Source organism: Methylobacterium sp. AMS5 (assembly GCF_001542815.1).
Lineage (GTDB): Bacteria > Pseudomonadota > Alphaproteobacteria > Rhizobiales > Beijerinckiaceae > Methylobacterium.
The window spans coordinates 5,253,316-5,266,111 of record NZ_CP006992.1; the positions used below are offsets into that span (position 1 = coordinate 5,253,316).

Below are 12,796 nucleotides of genomic sequence, written 5' to 3' on the forward strand. Positions count from 1 at the left end.
CCTATGCCCGCTTCCCTGAACACCTCGCGCCGGTCGCAGGGCGCCGGGCGTGTGCACGGCTGCCGAGCAAAAAGTTGGACCGACGATCGATGGCGGTGATGCGCTCCTATCTCGACTTCGAGAAGCCCGTGGCGGAACTCGAGGCGAAGCTCGAGGAACTCAAGGCCCTGGGCCAGCGCGACGGCGCGGTCGCGATCAGCGAAGAGGTCGGGCGCCTGGAGGGCAAGGCGGCCCAGGCGCTCGCCGAGATCTATGCCGCGCTCACGCCGTGGCAGAAGACGCAGGTCGCGCGCCATCCGCAGCGGCCGCACTTCGTCGATTACTGCGCCGGGCTGATCGAGGAGTTCACGCCGCTGGCCGGTGACCGCACCTTCGGCGAGGACGAGGCGATCTTCGGCGGATTCGGGCGCTTCCGCGGCCGCCCGGTCTGCGTCCTCGGCCAGGAGAAGGGCGCGACCACCGAGGCGCGGCTGCGGCACAATTTCGGGATGGCCCGGCCGGAGGGCTACCGCAAGGCCGTGCGCCTGATGGAGACCGCCGACCGGTTCGGCCTGCCGGTCCTCGCCTTCGTCGACACCGCAGGCGCCTTCCCCGGCATCGAGGCCGAGGAGCGCGGCCAAGCCGAAGCGATCGCCCGCTCGACGGAAGCCTGCCTCGCGCTCGGCGTGCCGAACGTCGCCGTCGTCATCGGCGAAGGCGGCTCGGGCGGCGCCATCGCCATCGCCACCGCCAACACGGTGATGATGTTGGAACACGCCATCTACAGCGTGATCTCGCCGGAGGGCGCCGCCTCGATCCTGTGGCGCGACCAGGGCCGCGCGCATGACGCTGCCACCGCCATGAAGATCACCGCGCAGGATCTGCTGCGCCTCGGCATCATCGATTCCATCGTGCCCGAAGCGACCGGCGGCGCCCACCGCGACCGCCAGGCGGCGCTCGACGCGACCGGTGACGCCATCGCCCGGGCGCTGGCCGAGTTCGAAGGCCTGAGCCGGGACGAGGTCCGCGACCGGCGCGCGCAGAAGTTTCTCGAGATCGGCCGCAAGCTGTGAAACGGGGGCTCGGCGCGGGCCTGCTGAACGGCCTGCGCCGCCTCGGCCGGCGCGACCTCCGCGAGCCCGGTGCCGTCAACCACATCTCGCTCGGCAGCCACTGCCATACCGCGCAGATCCTGAAGGGGCTCGACCTGCGCACATGGTCGGCGCCCTTCGACTGGATCTTCTCCTCGCCGGGAATGGTCCGGGATTGTCTCGCCGACGACTTTTCCGATCTGCTCGACCGGCGCCACTACGAGAGCACGCCCCTGCATGAGCGGCAGGCGCCGAACGAGACGCGTTGCCGCCATCTCCTCTATCGGGATCGGTACGCGATTCCGTTCGTGTTCAACCACCACGACCCGGCGGCCAGCGACGAGGATTACGGCTTCCTGCAAGCCGGCGTGCGGCGGCTGCGTGCGGCCCTGGACCGGCCCGGTGCCCGCAACCGCTTCTACCTGATGACCGCCCTTCCCACCGAGGCGGCGACGGTTCGGGCGATCCGCGACGCGCTGACGGCGCGGGGTGCCGACAATCACCTCTTGATGCTCCAGTTGCACCAAGGAGAGAGCCGGACGGTGAGCGTGCTCGCGCAGGAGCCCCATCTCGACTGGCTCCGGATCGAGGTTCGTTCGCCATCGGTCGGTGTCCGCTTCGCCGATTCCGCCGATGACGCCTTCGTGAAGGGTGTCATGCGGGAGCACAGCCCATTTCCCGCGGAACCGTGACGGATTTGCAACGCCTGTCCACAATGTGGATTGCTGCCTTGCGGTAAGTTCTGGGTAAGCTTAGCGAGGCTATAGGGTTCGGGGAGTGACGTCCGCAAAAGGGCAGGAATTGCCCTGCGGGCGAGGACACGTAAGGACGGGTTCCCCATGGCTGTGCGTCCGTTTGTGGCGGCTGCTGCCGTCGCTCTGGCGATGACCCTCGGTGCCTGCCAGGACAGCGCCATGCTCGGCGGCGCTTCGACCCGCAGCCTGACACCGATTCCCCCGCAGACGCTCGCACTCATGCAGACCAAGGGCATGAGCCAGACCGACCCGATCCTGATCCGCGCCTTCAAGAAGGAAGCGGAGATGGAGGTGTGGAAGCGCGGCGCCAACGGCCAGTACGCGCTGCTCAAGACCTTCCCGATCTGCCGCTGGTCGGGCCAGCTCGGCCCCAAGCTGAAGCAGGGCGACCGGCAGGCGCCGGAAGGGTTCTATGCGATCACGCCGGGGCAGATGAACCCGAACTCCAGCTACTACCTCTCCTTCGATGTCGGCTACCCCAACGCCATCGACCGGGCCAAGGGCGGCACCGGCAACTACATCATGGTGCACGGCACCTGCTCGTCGTCGGGCTGTTTCGCGATGACCGACGCCTCGATGTCGGAGATCTACGCCATCGCCCGCGAGGCCTTCAACGGCGGCCAGCGCGCCTTCCAGTTCCAATCCTACCCCTTCCGGATGACGGCCTCGAACATCGCCAAGTTCCGCAACGACCCCAACGCGCCGTTCTGGAAGAACCTCAAGGAGGGCTCGGATTATTTCGAGACCCTCAAGGAGGAGCCGCGGGTCGCGGCGTGCGGCACCAAATACGTGTTCGGCGGGGCCGACGTGGCGGCGGGCAACTGCACGCCGCGGGTCGATCCGCTGGTCGCCGAGAAGCGCGACCGGGACAGCCACGAGGTTGCCGAACTGATCGCCAAGGGCACGCCCGCGACCCGCGTCGTCTACGACGACGGCGGACAGAACCCGGTCTTCCGCCCCCAGAAGCCGGAAGGGCCGACCTTCGCCAGCCTGATCGAGAACGAGAAGGAAAAGGAGAAGGAGAAGGAGCTCGCCTACACGGCCAAGGAATACGGCCGCTATCACCTCGGTGACGTCAGCCGGCCGGAGAGCCTCGCGCTCGGACCGAACGAGTTCGAGGTCGATGCCAAGGGCAAGCCCGTCCTGATCGCCGCCGCCGACGCCCCCGGCCCGACCAAGGCCGCCGCCGCCCGTAAGGAGCAGGCCAAGGAACCGGCGAAGCCAACGACGGTGGTCGCCGTGCAGGAGCCGGCCAAAGCGGCTGAGAGCAAAGCGGGTCACGCCAAGCCCGGCTCAGCCAAGCCGCCCCGCGTCACCGTGGCCGACGCGGACGGCGATGTGAGCGCCTTCAGCAAGGTCCTGGGCAAGAAGCCCGGCAAGGACGAGAAGTCCGCCGAGGTCCCCAAGCCCGAGACACACAAGCCCGAGACACACAAGTCCGAGGCCCCTAAGGCGAAGCCGCAGGCCGCGGTCACGACCACCGGTTCCCTGCGGAACTGATCGCCTGCGAGGGATCGCCGGCGACCGGGAGCGTGATCGTATCCTGACGCTCCCGCTCGGGTGATCGCGGCAGCCGGGCACGATCCCCATCGACAAAGCGGCGGGCATCCTGTACAGCCCCGCCCAACTCACAACAGGATGCCGAAATCCTGACGCCCGGACTTTACCGGACGGGCGCTAACGGCCGGAGCCTTTCATGAACATCATCGAGCAGCTTGAGCGGGAAGAAGTTGCCCGCCTCGCCAAGACCATTCCGGATTTCGAGCCGGGCGACACGGTCATCGTCAACGTCCGCGTCAAGGAAGGCGAGCGTACCCGCGTCCAGGCCTATGAGGGCGTCTGCATCGCCCGGAACGGCGGCGGGCTCAACGAGAGCTTCACCGTCCGCAAGATCTCCTACGGCGAGGGCGTGGAGCGCGTCTTCCCCGTGCACTCCCCGATGATCGATTCGATCAAGGTGGTCCGCCGCGGTAAGGTCCGTCGCGCCAAGCTCTACTACCTGCGCGACCGCCGCGGTAAGTCGGCCCGTATCGTCGAGCGTTCGGACCGCTCCGAGAAGGCCGCCAAGGCCCAGAAGGCCGCTGCCGCGACTGCCGCGGAGTAAATTCCCTCTAAGAGTGGTCCTACGGGGCCGCTTTTACCGATGCGCCCGTCCCGAGAAGATCGGGGCGGGTTTTTTGTTTTGTGTTTCCATGCACCTATGGAGAGAACTGGTACGGGCAGCCGGTGTGGCGTCCATCACAGGTCGATCTCCGATCCGGAGCCGAGCACGGACGCTTGTCGATCGCCGTTTCCGGACGATGCGACGGAGCGCGGCCTGCGCGCTGTTCTCACGCGGATCGGGGGCATTACCCCACCCGCGAGGTCTTCCCGTTCGGAAGCCGAGCCCGAGGAACGTATCACGCTGACAGCGACGCCGAGCGCAGCCGTATCTCGGGCGAGATCGCCTTCGACATTCTGATGGAAACCGGGCTGCTCGTTCAGGCCGTGCCGCTGTGGGAGCGCGAATGGCGCCATCGCCAAAGCCTTCATCGGCGAGGCCGAGCGAGCGCCGGCGGCTCGGCTCCTTCTCGAAGTCGGCGATACCGAAGGCAGTTTCAGCCGGGCCTATCACGCCATGTTTGACGTCGCGTGAGCTTCGTTGATGGCGACCAGTCATCTTCGCGGCGGGATGGCGATCAAGACGCAGGCCGGAGTGATTGCCGCCTTCGGCCAAGCGCTGATCCAGAGCGGTCGAGGCGATGCCGCGTTCGGTCGCGCTTTCAATCGACTTCAGGACGTTCGCATCCGCGCCGATGACATGGCCGGAGCACCCTCGGCCGAGGAAGCCGATTGGGCTCTCGCTCAGGCCGAAGGGTTTGTCTGAACGATGCGAGAACGGTTCTTCCCGGATTGACGCCGGATCGTTCGCGCGGCCAAAGCCGACGATCCGGCGCGCCGGGGTGCCGTTACCCCCGCCGCAACGCCTCCAGCACCTTTCCGCCCGGTCGCCCGGTGGCCGGCATGCCGAGTTGGCGCTCGATCTCTTTGATCGCCTCGCGGGTCTTGGAGCCGACCTTCCCGTCCGGCTCGCCGACATCGTAGCCGCGGGCGGTCAGGCGGGTCTGGAGGTCGCGGCGCTCGGCACGCGAGAGCGGCGGATCGTCGGTCGGCCAGTCGGCCTGGACGCCGGGGCGGCCCCGCAGGCGGTCCGAGAGGACGGCGATGGCCAGCCCGTAGGACTCGGCGGCGTTGTAGGAATAGATCGCGTCGAAGTTCTTCGTCACGAGGAAGGCCGGGCCATTGATGCCGGCCGGCGCGATGATGCCGGCGGGCCCCTCCCCCGTCAGCGCCTTGCCATCGACGCGGGTGACGCCGAGCGAGGCCCAATGGCCGACGGCGTGCTTGTTCTTGCGGCCCGCAGCGGCGACGTTGAAGCCGCGCGGCAGCCGCACCTCGTAGCCCCAGGGCTGCCCGTTCGACCACTTGGCGACGCGCAGGAAGTTGGCGGTGGAGGCGACCGCGTCGGCCACCGAATCGACCACGTCGCGCCGCCCGTCGCCGTCGCCGTCCACGGCGAGACGCTGGTAGGTGGTCGGCATGAACTGCGTCTGGCCGAAGGCGCCGGCCCAGGAGCCGGTCAGCCGCGAGGCCTCGATGTCACCGCGCTCGATGATCTTCAGCGTCGCGATCAGTTCGCTGCGGAAGAAGTCGCGACGGCGGTTGCTCGAACAGGCGAGCGTGGCGAGGGACTGCACCAGCGGCATCTTGCCGAGGTTCTTGCCGAAATTGGACTCGACGCCCCACACCGCGGCGATGGTGTGACGATCGACGCCGTAGCGTGCCTCCGCGTTCGCCAACGCCTGGGCATGCTGGCGCATGGCCGCGCGCCCGTCCTCGACCCGCTCTTCGTCGACCAGCGCCGACATGTAGTCCCAGATCGGCGTCTTGAATTCCGGCTGCGCCTGGGACAGCTCGATCACCTTGTCGTCGTAGGCGATGTTGGCCGTCGCGGCGCGGAAGGTCTGGGCCGAGACGCCGGCCCCGGCGGCCTGCGCCTGGATGCCGGCAAGGCAGGATTGGAAGTCGGCTCGCGCGGGGCCGGCGAGAAGGCCGCTGGCAAGGGCAAGCCCGATCAGGCTGGCGCGGGTGGCTGGCGTCGGCATGGGTCGGCGCTCCGTCAGAGTTCGGGGAGTCTCTCGCGCGATTCAGGCGATACGAGGGTTAACGAAAGGTGAGGACCGGGGTGCGACGGAGTCACGGCACGGGGCGCGGCATTGACCGTGCCGGCGTTCTCGTCTAGGCACCCGCTCGTGTTCGGGGCTCCGGTTTGGGGCCCCGTCGCATTTCATGCGCACCCGTGGGCGGTAACAGCCGCCCTGTCGCCCTCACCGCTCCGGCGAAGAGGGAGAGGAGGGCGCGTTCCTCAAAAATTTGTTCCAGAGGAACAGCGATGTCAAAACGCATCCAGGCGAAGCACAAGCTCGATCGCCGCATGGGCCAGAACATCTGGGGCCGCCCGAAGAGCCCCGTGAACCGCCGTGAATACGGCCCCGGCCAGCACGGCCAGCGCCGTAAGGGCAAGATGAGCGACTTCGGCACGCAGCTGCGCGCCAAGCAGAAGCTCAAGGGCTACTACGGCAACATCACCGAGAAGCAGTTCCGCCGCTACTACGCCGAGGCGATCCGCCTGCGCGGCGATTCCGGTGAGAACCTGATCGGCCTGCTCGAGCGCCGCCTCGACGCCGTGGTCTACCGTTCGAAGTTCGTGGCGACCCCGTTCGCGGCGCGCCAGTTCGTCAACCACGGGCACATCAAGGTCAACGGCCGCCGGGTCAACATCCCGAGCTACCAGGTCAAGGCCGGCGACGTGATCGAGGTGAAGGAAGCCTCCCGCCAGCTCGAGATCGTGGTCGTGGCTTCGCAGCTCGCCGAGCGCGACGTGCCGGACTACATCGAGGTCGATCATCACAAGATGACCGCCCGCGTCACCCGGATCCCGGGCCTCACCGAGGTGCCCTACCCCGTGCAGATGGAACCGAACCTCGTCATCGAGTTCTACTCGCGCTGATTTTTCGAGATCGTCTCGAAATCCGGAAGGGCCGCCCCTCAGGGCGGCCCTTTCTCGTTTCGGCCTATTGCTGCGGCACGCCGCTCGCCAGCAGGCGAGTCAGTTCAGCCGCCGGCTGTTCCCGCGAGAGACCGACCGCCTGCCCGGACCAGAGCGGCGAGAACTCGCCCGAACCCGCCGCCTCCGCAGCCATGCGCAGGGGCTGGAGCGCCACCGCCGCGCCGGGAAAGGCCGGAGCGAGCGGGCTGACGGGTCCGAGCTCGCGCACGGCACGGGTGAGCAGGCCGCGGGCCGGGCGCCCGGTCGGCACGTTGGTGAGCGCCGTGTCCTCGTCGCGAGCCGTCGCCAGCGCCGCACGATAGGGCGCGGAAATGCCGGCCTCGGGACAGCGCAGATAGGCGGTGCCGACCTGCACGGCCCTGGCGCCGAGGGCGAAGGCCGCCGCGACGCCGCGGGGATCACCGATGCCGCCCGCTGCGATCACCGGCACATCCACGGCGTCCACGATCTGCGGCACGAGGGCGATGGTGCCGATCTGCGAGGCGGCCGCGTCGGTGAGGAACATCCCGCGGTGACCGCCGGCCTCCGCGCCTTGCGCGATCACCGCATCGACCCCGCGCTCGGCGAGCCAGCGCGCCTCACGCACGGTGGTGGCCGAGGACAGGATCAGGCAGCCGGCGTCCCGCACCCGCCGCAGCAGCGGCTCCGCCGGCAGCCCGAAGTGGAAACTGACGACGGCCGGGCGCAGGTCGCAGACGACATCCGCCATCGCCGCATCGAATGGCGCGCGGTTCGCCATCGTCACGGGCGCCGCCGGGTCGAGCCCGAATTCTTCGTAGTAGGGGACGAGGGCTGCGCGCCACGCCGCCTCCCGGGTCGGATCGGGCGCCGATGGCGTGTGGCAGAAGAAGTTCAGATTGAACGGCGCGCCCGTCTCACGGCGGATCGCGGCGATCTCGCTGCGGATCTGTTCGGGTGTCAGCGCGGCGCAGGCAAGCGATCCCAGACCGCCGGCCGCACTGACCGCGACCGCGAGCGGCGCCTTCGGGCCCACCATCGGCGCCTGGATGATCGGGACGCCGATCCCGAGCCGCTGCACGAACTCCCTCGTTCCCGTCATTGCGATCATCCCGATTCCGGTGGCGGCACGGATCATGAGGCCAAGGCCCGCCGCCGTCACGCCGCCGCCCCAACCTCGTCAACGCTCACGGCACCGTCCTTGCCCATCTCGGCGTGCCATCCAGAAGCGTGACCCATCCGCGGACAGGTCGCGCAGATCATCAGCGCTCTGCCCTGCGCCAGATCTCGATGAACGACAGCGCCTTCGCCCGCAGAGGCATGCGCTCGTCCGAGAGGGCATCGACGAAGTTCGCCAGACGCCGCGATTTCACGACCGTATAGGTCGTGAGCAGCAACACCCCTGCAAACACGACGATGACGGCGGCCAGCTTTTCGAGGCGTGTCGCGTGCGCGAAATCGAGCACGTTCATGCCCAGCACGGTTGCGGTGATCGCGCCCACCATGAAGCAGATCGTGACGACGGTGAGTTTGAGAAAGAACCGTGATTGCCGCCGCAGCGACTCGCTGTCGAGATAGGCCGACATCGCCCCCAGAGACTGCCGGAGGTCCTCGTAGAGACGCTCCGTGCCGAGCTTGCCCGTGAGCAGCGAGAAAATCTCGCTCGACTGCGTCTGGTTCGAGGCTTGGTGGAACCAGTAGCGGTGGTTGAAGCGCAGGAATCTCTCTCCATCGAAAGTCGCATATCCTGCGCGAAGCGCCCGACGCTGCGACGGTCGGTGATGTCGAGGGCATTCACCGAGACGGCCAGCCGATCGGCCATCATCAAGAGCGCGGCCTTGTGGAACCGGGCGATGAGAAACAGCTGGAAATAACGGTGCCGGAATTCGCCGAGCAGTCCGCGCTCGGGATCGACCGAGGCGGGGGAGACACCGGTTACCATCGTCAGACCCCACCCGCTGCAGGTCAGCCGCATGCCCGACGCGCCGCCGCGCCCCGGGTCATAGAACCGGTCGTGACAATACTCGTTCTCGAAATGCGCCAGATACGCGTCGGAATAGGGAAGCTCGTTCGCGTGCCCCGGCCCGGTATTGAGGCCGAGGCGGACATAGTCGGTGCGCGTGATCGTCGAGGGATCGGGCAGGGCGAGGAAGCCCATGCCGGGGATCCGGTAGTCCTCCAGGTGCCGGTAGCGGAGTGCCCCGGCGACCTCCGAGTGGTGGGGCACCATCGGTGCGAGCAGGAAATTCCAATGGGCCGCAACCCGGGCCGAGCGGTTGCGGCAGACGGCGGTGACGTAGCGGTCGCGATCCTCGAAGTCGGAGGCGGCGAGAACGACGCTGCCGGCTCCGAGCCATTCCATGCGCGTCAGGCAATGGAGCGGTCGCCCCTGATCGTCCCAGCCGGACGGAAAGGTGCGGCCGATGCGGAACATGAGATCCTGCGCGGTCGCGAGTGGGAGACGATCGGCCGCGAGCTCGACGCCGAGTAGGGCCACGTCCAGGTCGTGGAAAAAATACAGGTCGATGTGAACGACATCGAATTCGATCGTCGGCCCCCCCTCGCCGAGCGTGACGCGGGCGGCTTTCACGTCGTCGCGGCGCACGACATGGATCGGTGACACGCCGTAGCCCCGGCCGGCCTCGCGCTGATGCGCCTCGCCGTAGAGGAAATGCTGGACGTGTGGGAGGAACGAGACGAACTCGCGGTAATGGCGCTCCTGAAACAACCGGCAATCGCTCGGGAACTTGTCCTCGAGATGGTGCCAGGGCGGTCCGAGCTTCTGCCAATGGCGGGCTATCGGCTCTTTGCCGGTCGGTACGAGTTGCAGGGGCCAGAGCAGGATGTGGCGGAAGTGCTCCACGATCGGTTCCGACGACATCCGGCACCCCGCGTCGCAGCAGAATCGGCGTGCCTGCGCATCACCCCTCGGTTTTTACGAGCGGTTTACGCCGCCGAATACAGTTTCTCCGGGCATGCCTGTGACAAAATGCAGGCTTTGAGCCTGATCGACCAAAGCAAGCCGTCTGGCGGTGCGAGAGCACACCGGCAGCCTGTTCGATGACAAGGGCCGGGGCCTGTCGGCTTCGACCGCGCCCGGCATTCGATGTCGGCACGAGGCTGCCTTGCCGTCACCTCATCCGGCCAGGGATCGGCGAAGGGATCGGCTCTTGCGATGCGCTACGCCTTGGGAGCGGCCGGGCGTTCCGTCGCCTCGACGGAGGCCGCGTTCGCACCCTCCTGTCGCACCCGCTTGCGGTACTGGGCGGTGCCGAAGGGGATCATCGCGAGATAGGCCACGCTCACCGCCGCCATCGCCTCGAACGGGAAGCTGATGAGGAGGCCGAAGCCGACCACGACCACGAGGAAGATCGGCACCACGAGGTCGCGCGGCACGCGCTTGCCCCAGGTCTTGCCCGAGAAGGTCGGCACGGTGGAGACGACGAGGAGTGCGATGGCGAGCACGTAGACCAGGATCACCGGCCTGCCCCAGGCACTGAAGTCGAGGCCGAGGAAGTGCAGGTAGAGTGGCAGCATGCCCGTGATCGCGCCGGCCGGCGCCGGCATGCCGACGAAGTAGTCCTTCTTCCACTCGGGGCGGTTGGGATCGTCGAGCATCGCGTTGAAGCGCGCGAGCCGCAGGCACATGGCGATGGCGAAGACCAGGGCCACGATCCAGCCGACCGATTTCAGGTTGTGCAGGGTGAAGCTGTAGAGGATCAGCGCCGGGGCACAGCCGAAATTGACGAAGTCGGCGAGCGAATCGAGTTCGGCGCCGAAGCGCGACGTGCCCTTGAGCAGGCGCGCGACGCGGCCGTCGATCCCGTCGAGGACGGCGGCGACGATCACCGCGATCACCGCCGGCTCGAACCGGCCCTCGAAGGCCAGCCGGATCGCGGTCAGCCCGAGGCAGAGCGCGAGCAGGGTGATCATGTTCGGCGCGATCATCCGGAACGGCACCGGCCGGAACCGGCGCGGCCGATCGTTCGGGTCCGGCGCGAAGGGCGGGAACAGATCGTCCATGTCGTCGCTCGACTCGTCTCTCGACGTGTCTTTCGGCTCGTCGCTTCTCGCCATGTCGCTCTTCTGCACAGAGATCAGATGCGGCGGAAGGCCCGCTCCGAGCCGCCGCCGAGGTCGGCCAGCACGGTCTCGCCGGCCACCGCCTTCTGGCCGAGGCCGACAAGCACGCGGGTGCCGACCGGCAGGTAGACATCGACCCGCGAGCCGAAGCGGATGAGGCCGAAGCGCTCGCCGACTTGGCGGGACTCGCCGGCCGACACGAAACCGACGATGCGCCGGGCCACGAGGCCGGCGATCTGCACCACGCCGATGCGCACCGGCTGGCCGCGATGCGTCGTCTCCATGACGAGGCCGTTGCGCTCGTTGTCCTCGCTCGCCTTGTCGAGCTCGGCGTTGAGGAACAGGCCCGGGGTGTAGTGGATCTGCCCGATCTTGCCGGAGACCGGCACGCGGTTCACGTGGCAGTCGAACACGTTCATGAACACCGAGATCCGCAGCATCGGCTCGTGCGAGAGGTCGAGTTCGGCCGGCGGCAGCACGGTCGAGATCAGGTTCACGCGCCCGTCCGCGGGGGAGACGATGAGGCCGTCGCCGACCGGCACCACCCGCTCGGGATCGCGGAAGAAGTAGCAGACCCAGAGCGTCAGGATCAGGAAGATCCAGCCGAAGAACTGTGAGAAGTAGCCGAGCACCACGGTCAGCACGATGCCGATCAGGATGAAGGGGTAGCCCTCCTTGTGGATCGGCACGAGCGTCCGGCGGATCGTCTCGATGAGGTCGGTCATGGTCTCTTGAAGCTTTTCGCGCGGGGCGCTCCGCTGCCGGATGGCAGGGGCCTCGGCATCCGTCAACCGCCCGGTGGCGGACCCCCGGCCCGGGATGCCGCGGCAAGGCAGCCCGCGTCGAACAGGCGATAGGTGCGCCGTCCCTCCGCCTTGGCGGCGTAGAGGGCGGTATCCGCCAGCGCGAACGGGTCCTGCACGTCTCGGCACAGCGCCGCACCGACAGAGGCGCCGAGCCGGTAGCGCCGCCCGCCATGGTCGAACGGGCGACCGAGAACGTCGACGAGCCGTTCGGCGTAGGCCGCGGCCTCGGTCGCGTCGGCGTCGAGAATCACGGCGAACTCGTCGCCGCCGATGCGCGCCACGAGCTCGGCGCGCGGGCAGGTCAGGCTGATTCGCCGGGCGGCTTCGCGAAGGCAGCGGTCGCCGGCCGGATGCCCGTGGGTATCGTTGATCGCCTTGAAGTCGTCGAGGTCGATCAGGATCAACGCGCTCAGAGGGTCCCGCAGGCGGGCGTCGAAGCAGGCGCGGTTGGCAAGACCCGTCAGCGCATCGGTCTCGGCTTGGAGACGCATTTCCTCAAGTCGGCGGCGCTCCTCCGTGATATCCTGCTTCAGCCCGTAGAGCCGCATCGGCCGGCCGTTCCGACTCTCGACCGTGGCGGTGATGCGGATCCAGCGGTGCCCGCCACCGGCTGGCAAGAGTTCCGCATCGAGGCTGAACCCCCCTGCCTCCGCGATCGCCCGATCGCGCAAAGCCGTCAGCCGGCGCCGCGACGCGTCGGTATAGAGAGCGAGCGTTCCGGGTCGCCCGATCGCGAGGCCGCGGGGCAGGCCGAACAGGTCGTAGACGCCGTCGCTCCAGGTCAGCCGCTCGTCCGGCAGGCTGCAGGTCCATAATCCCATACCGGCGACCCGCAGGGCTGGTTCGAACGGTGCCTCGGCCCGCGTCAGGGCCGCCCGCTGCGCGCTGATGATCGCCGCCTGGATGCGCAACTGCATCCGCAGGCGCTCGAGTTCGGCGCTCTCGCCCGATCGCGCTCGCGGCAGATCCGGGTGCCTATCGTCGGTTGCGCGAATCGTGAGGCCTCGTGACGGT

Annotated in this window: 13 protein-coding genes; 6 read left to right on the forward strand and 7 right to left on the reverse strand. The window is 68.1% G+C overall.

The genetic code is table 11. The annotated features are described in order from the left end of the window. Window positions 1-98: 98 nt before the first annotated feature. The 5 genes from Y590_RS23405 to Y590_RS26075 all read left to right on the forward strand — a co-directional run bounded on the left by Y590_RS23405 (window position 99) and on the right by Y590_RS26075 (window position 4,691). Complete coding sequence (locus Y590_RS23405) at window positions 99-1,052, forward strand: acetyl-CoA carboxylase carboxyltransferase subunit alpha (RefSeq protein ID WP_201026803.1); 954 nt, start codon at window positions 99-101, stop codon at window positions 1,050-1,052. Beyond that, entirely contained in the window at window positions 1,049-1,762 is a 714-nt protein-coding gene (locus Y590_RS23410) for a DUF1796 family putative cysteine peptidase (protein ID WP_060771959.1), read from the forward strand. Before Y590_RS23405 ends, Y590_RS23410 begins: the two co-directional genes overlap by 4 nt. 147 nt (window positions 1,763-1,909) lie before the next feature. Continuing rightward, window positions 1,910-3,325, forward strand: a complete 1,416-nt coding sequence (locus Y590_RS23415) for a L,D-transpeptidase family protein (protein ID WP_060771960.1) — start codon at window positions 1,910-1,912, stop codon at window positions 3,323-3,325. Between the two features lie 196 nt (window positions 3,326-3,521). Beyond that, on the forward strand, window positions 3,522-3,929 hold the full coding sequence (gene rplS / locus Y590_RS23420) for a 50S ribosomal protein L19 (protein WP_056198127.1): 408 nt from the start codon (window positions 3,522-3,524) through the stop codon (window positions 3,927-3,929). Window positions 3,930-4,469: 540 nt separating this feature from the next. Next, a complete protein-coding gene (locus Y590_RS26075) occupies window positions 4,470-4,691 on the forward strand; it encodes a hypothetical protein (RefSeq protein WP_144440045.1) in 222 nt (73 codons plus the stop codon). 82 nt (window positions 4,692-4,773) lie between these two features. Here Y590_RS26075 and Y590_RS23430 read toward each other — a convergent pair whose 3' ends face one another. After that, window positions 4,774-5,970 carry a lytic murein transglycosylase gene (locus Y590_RS23430; RefSeq protein ID WP_060771961.1) on the reverse strand — a complete coding sequence of 399 codons (1,197 nt, stop codon included), beginning with the start codon at window positions 5,968-5,970 and terminating at the stop codon, window positions 4,774-4,776. A 287-nt stretch (window positions 5,971-6,257) separates the two neighbouring features. Here Y590_RS23430 and rpsD point away from each other — a divergent pair, with 287 nt between their 5' ends. Then, window positions 6,258-6,875 carry a 30S ribosomal protein S4 gene (gene rpsD, locus Y590_RS23435; RefSeq protein ID WP_060771962.1) on the forward strand — a complete coding sequence of 206 codons (618 nt, stop codon included), beginning with the start codon at window positions 6,258-6,260 and terminating at the stop codon, window positions 6,873-6,875. Window positions 6,876-6,939: 64 nt separating this feature from the next. Here rpsD and Y590_RS23440 read toward each other — a convergent pair whose 3' ends face one another. The 6 genes from Y590_RS23440 to Y590_RS23465 all read right to left on the reverse strand — a co-directional run bounded on the left by Y590_RS23440 (window position 6,940) and on the right by Y590_RS23465 (window position 12,699). Next, window positions 6,940-7,995, reverse strand: a complete 1,056-nt coding sequence (locus Y590_RS23440) for an NAD(P)H-dependent flavin oxidoreductase (RefSeq protein WP_060772433.1) — start codon at window positions 7,993-7,995, stop codon at window positions 6,940-6,942. Between the two features lie 160 nt (window positions 7,996-8,155). After that, on the reverse strand, window positions 8,156-8,398 hold the full coding sequence (locus Y590_RS23445; RefSeq protein ID WP_060771963.1) for a hypothetical protein: 243 nt from the start codon (window positions 8,396-8,398) through the stop codon (window positions 8,156-8,158). Beyond that, window positions 8,362-9,756: a hypothetical protein gene (locus Y590_RS23450; protein WP_144440046.1), complete on the reverse strand. Its 1,395-nt coding sequence runs from the start codon at window positions 9,754-9,756 to the stop codon at window positions 8,362-8,364. Before Y590_RS23450 ends, Y590_RS23445 begins: the two co-directional genes overlap by 37 nt. 317 nt (window positions 9,757-10,073) lie before the next feature. Then, the gene (locus tag Y590_RS23455; RefSeq protein WP_060771965.1) at window positions 10,074-10,916 is read right to left on the reverse strand and encodes a CDP-alcohol phosphatidyltransferase family protein; all 843 of its coding nucleotides are present in this window, start codon (window positions 10,914-10,916) and stop codon (window positions 10,074-10,076) included. 74 nt (window positions 10,917-10,990) lie between these two features. Then, a complete protein-coding gene (locus Y590_RS23460) occupies window positions 10,991-11,743 on the reverse strand; it encodes a phosphatidylserine decarboxylase (protein ID WP_256371252.1) in 753 nt (250 codons plus the stop codon). Between the two features lie 20 nt (window positions 11,744-11,763). Continuing rightward, entirely contained in the window at window positions 11,764-12,699 is a 936-nt protein-coding gene (locus Y590_RS23465) for a sensor domain-containing diguanylate cyclase (RefSeq protein WP_060771967.1), read from the reverse strand. Window positions 12,700-12,796 lie beyond the last annotated feature (97 nt).

What these genes read in the sequence shown, in the direction of transcription:
- Y590_RS23405 (WP_201026803.1), top strand. Translation starts at nt 99, where the DNA reads ATGCGCTCCTATCTCGACTTCGAGAAGCCCGTGGCGGAACTCGAGGCG.
- Y590_RS23415 (WP_060771960.1), top strand. Translation starts at nt 1,910, where the DNA reads ATGGCTGTGCGTCCGTTTGTGGCGGCTGCTGCCGTCGCTCTGGCGATG.
- rplS (WP_056198127.1), top strand. Translation starts at nt 3,522, where the DNA reads ATGAACATCATCGAGCAGCTTGAGCGGGAAGAAGTTGCCCGCCTCGCC.
- Y590_RS26075 (WP_144440045.1), top strand. Translation starts at nt 4,470, where the DNA reads ATGGCGACCAGTCATCTTCGCGGCGGGATGGCGATCAAGACGCAGGCC.
- Y590_RS23430 (WP_060771961.1), bottom strand. Translation starts at nt 5,970, where the DNA reads ATGCCGACGCCAGCCACCCGCGCCAGCCTGATCGGGCTTGCCCTTGCC.
- rpsD (WP_060771962.1), top strand. Translation starts at nt 6,258, where the DNA reads ATGTCAAAACGCATCCAGGCGAAGCACAAGCTCGATCGCCGCATGGGC.
- Y590_RS23440 (WP_060772433.1), bottom strand. Translation starts at nt 7,995, where the DNA reads ATGACGGGAACGAGGGAGTTCGTGCAGCGGCTCGGGATCGGCGTCCCG.
- Y590_RS23445 (WP_060771963.1), bottom strand. Translation starts at nt 8,398, where the DNA reads ATGGTGGGCGCGATCACCGCAACCGTGCTGGGCATGAACGTGCTCGAT.
- Y590_RS23455 (WP_060771965.1), bottom strand. Translation starts at nt 10,916, where the DNA reads ATGGACGATCTGTTCCCGCCCTTCGCGCCGGACCCGAACGATCGGCCG.
- Y590_RS23465 (WP_060771967.1), bottom strand. Translation starts at nt 12,699, where the DNA reads ATGCAGTTGCGCATCCAGGCGGCGATCATCAGCGCGCAGCGGGCGGCC.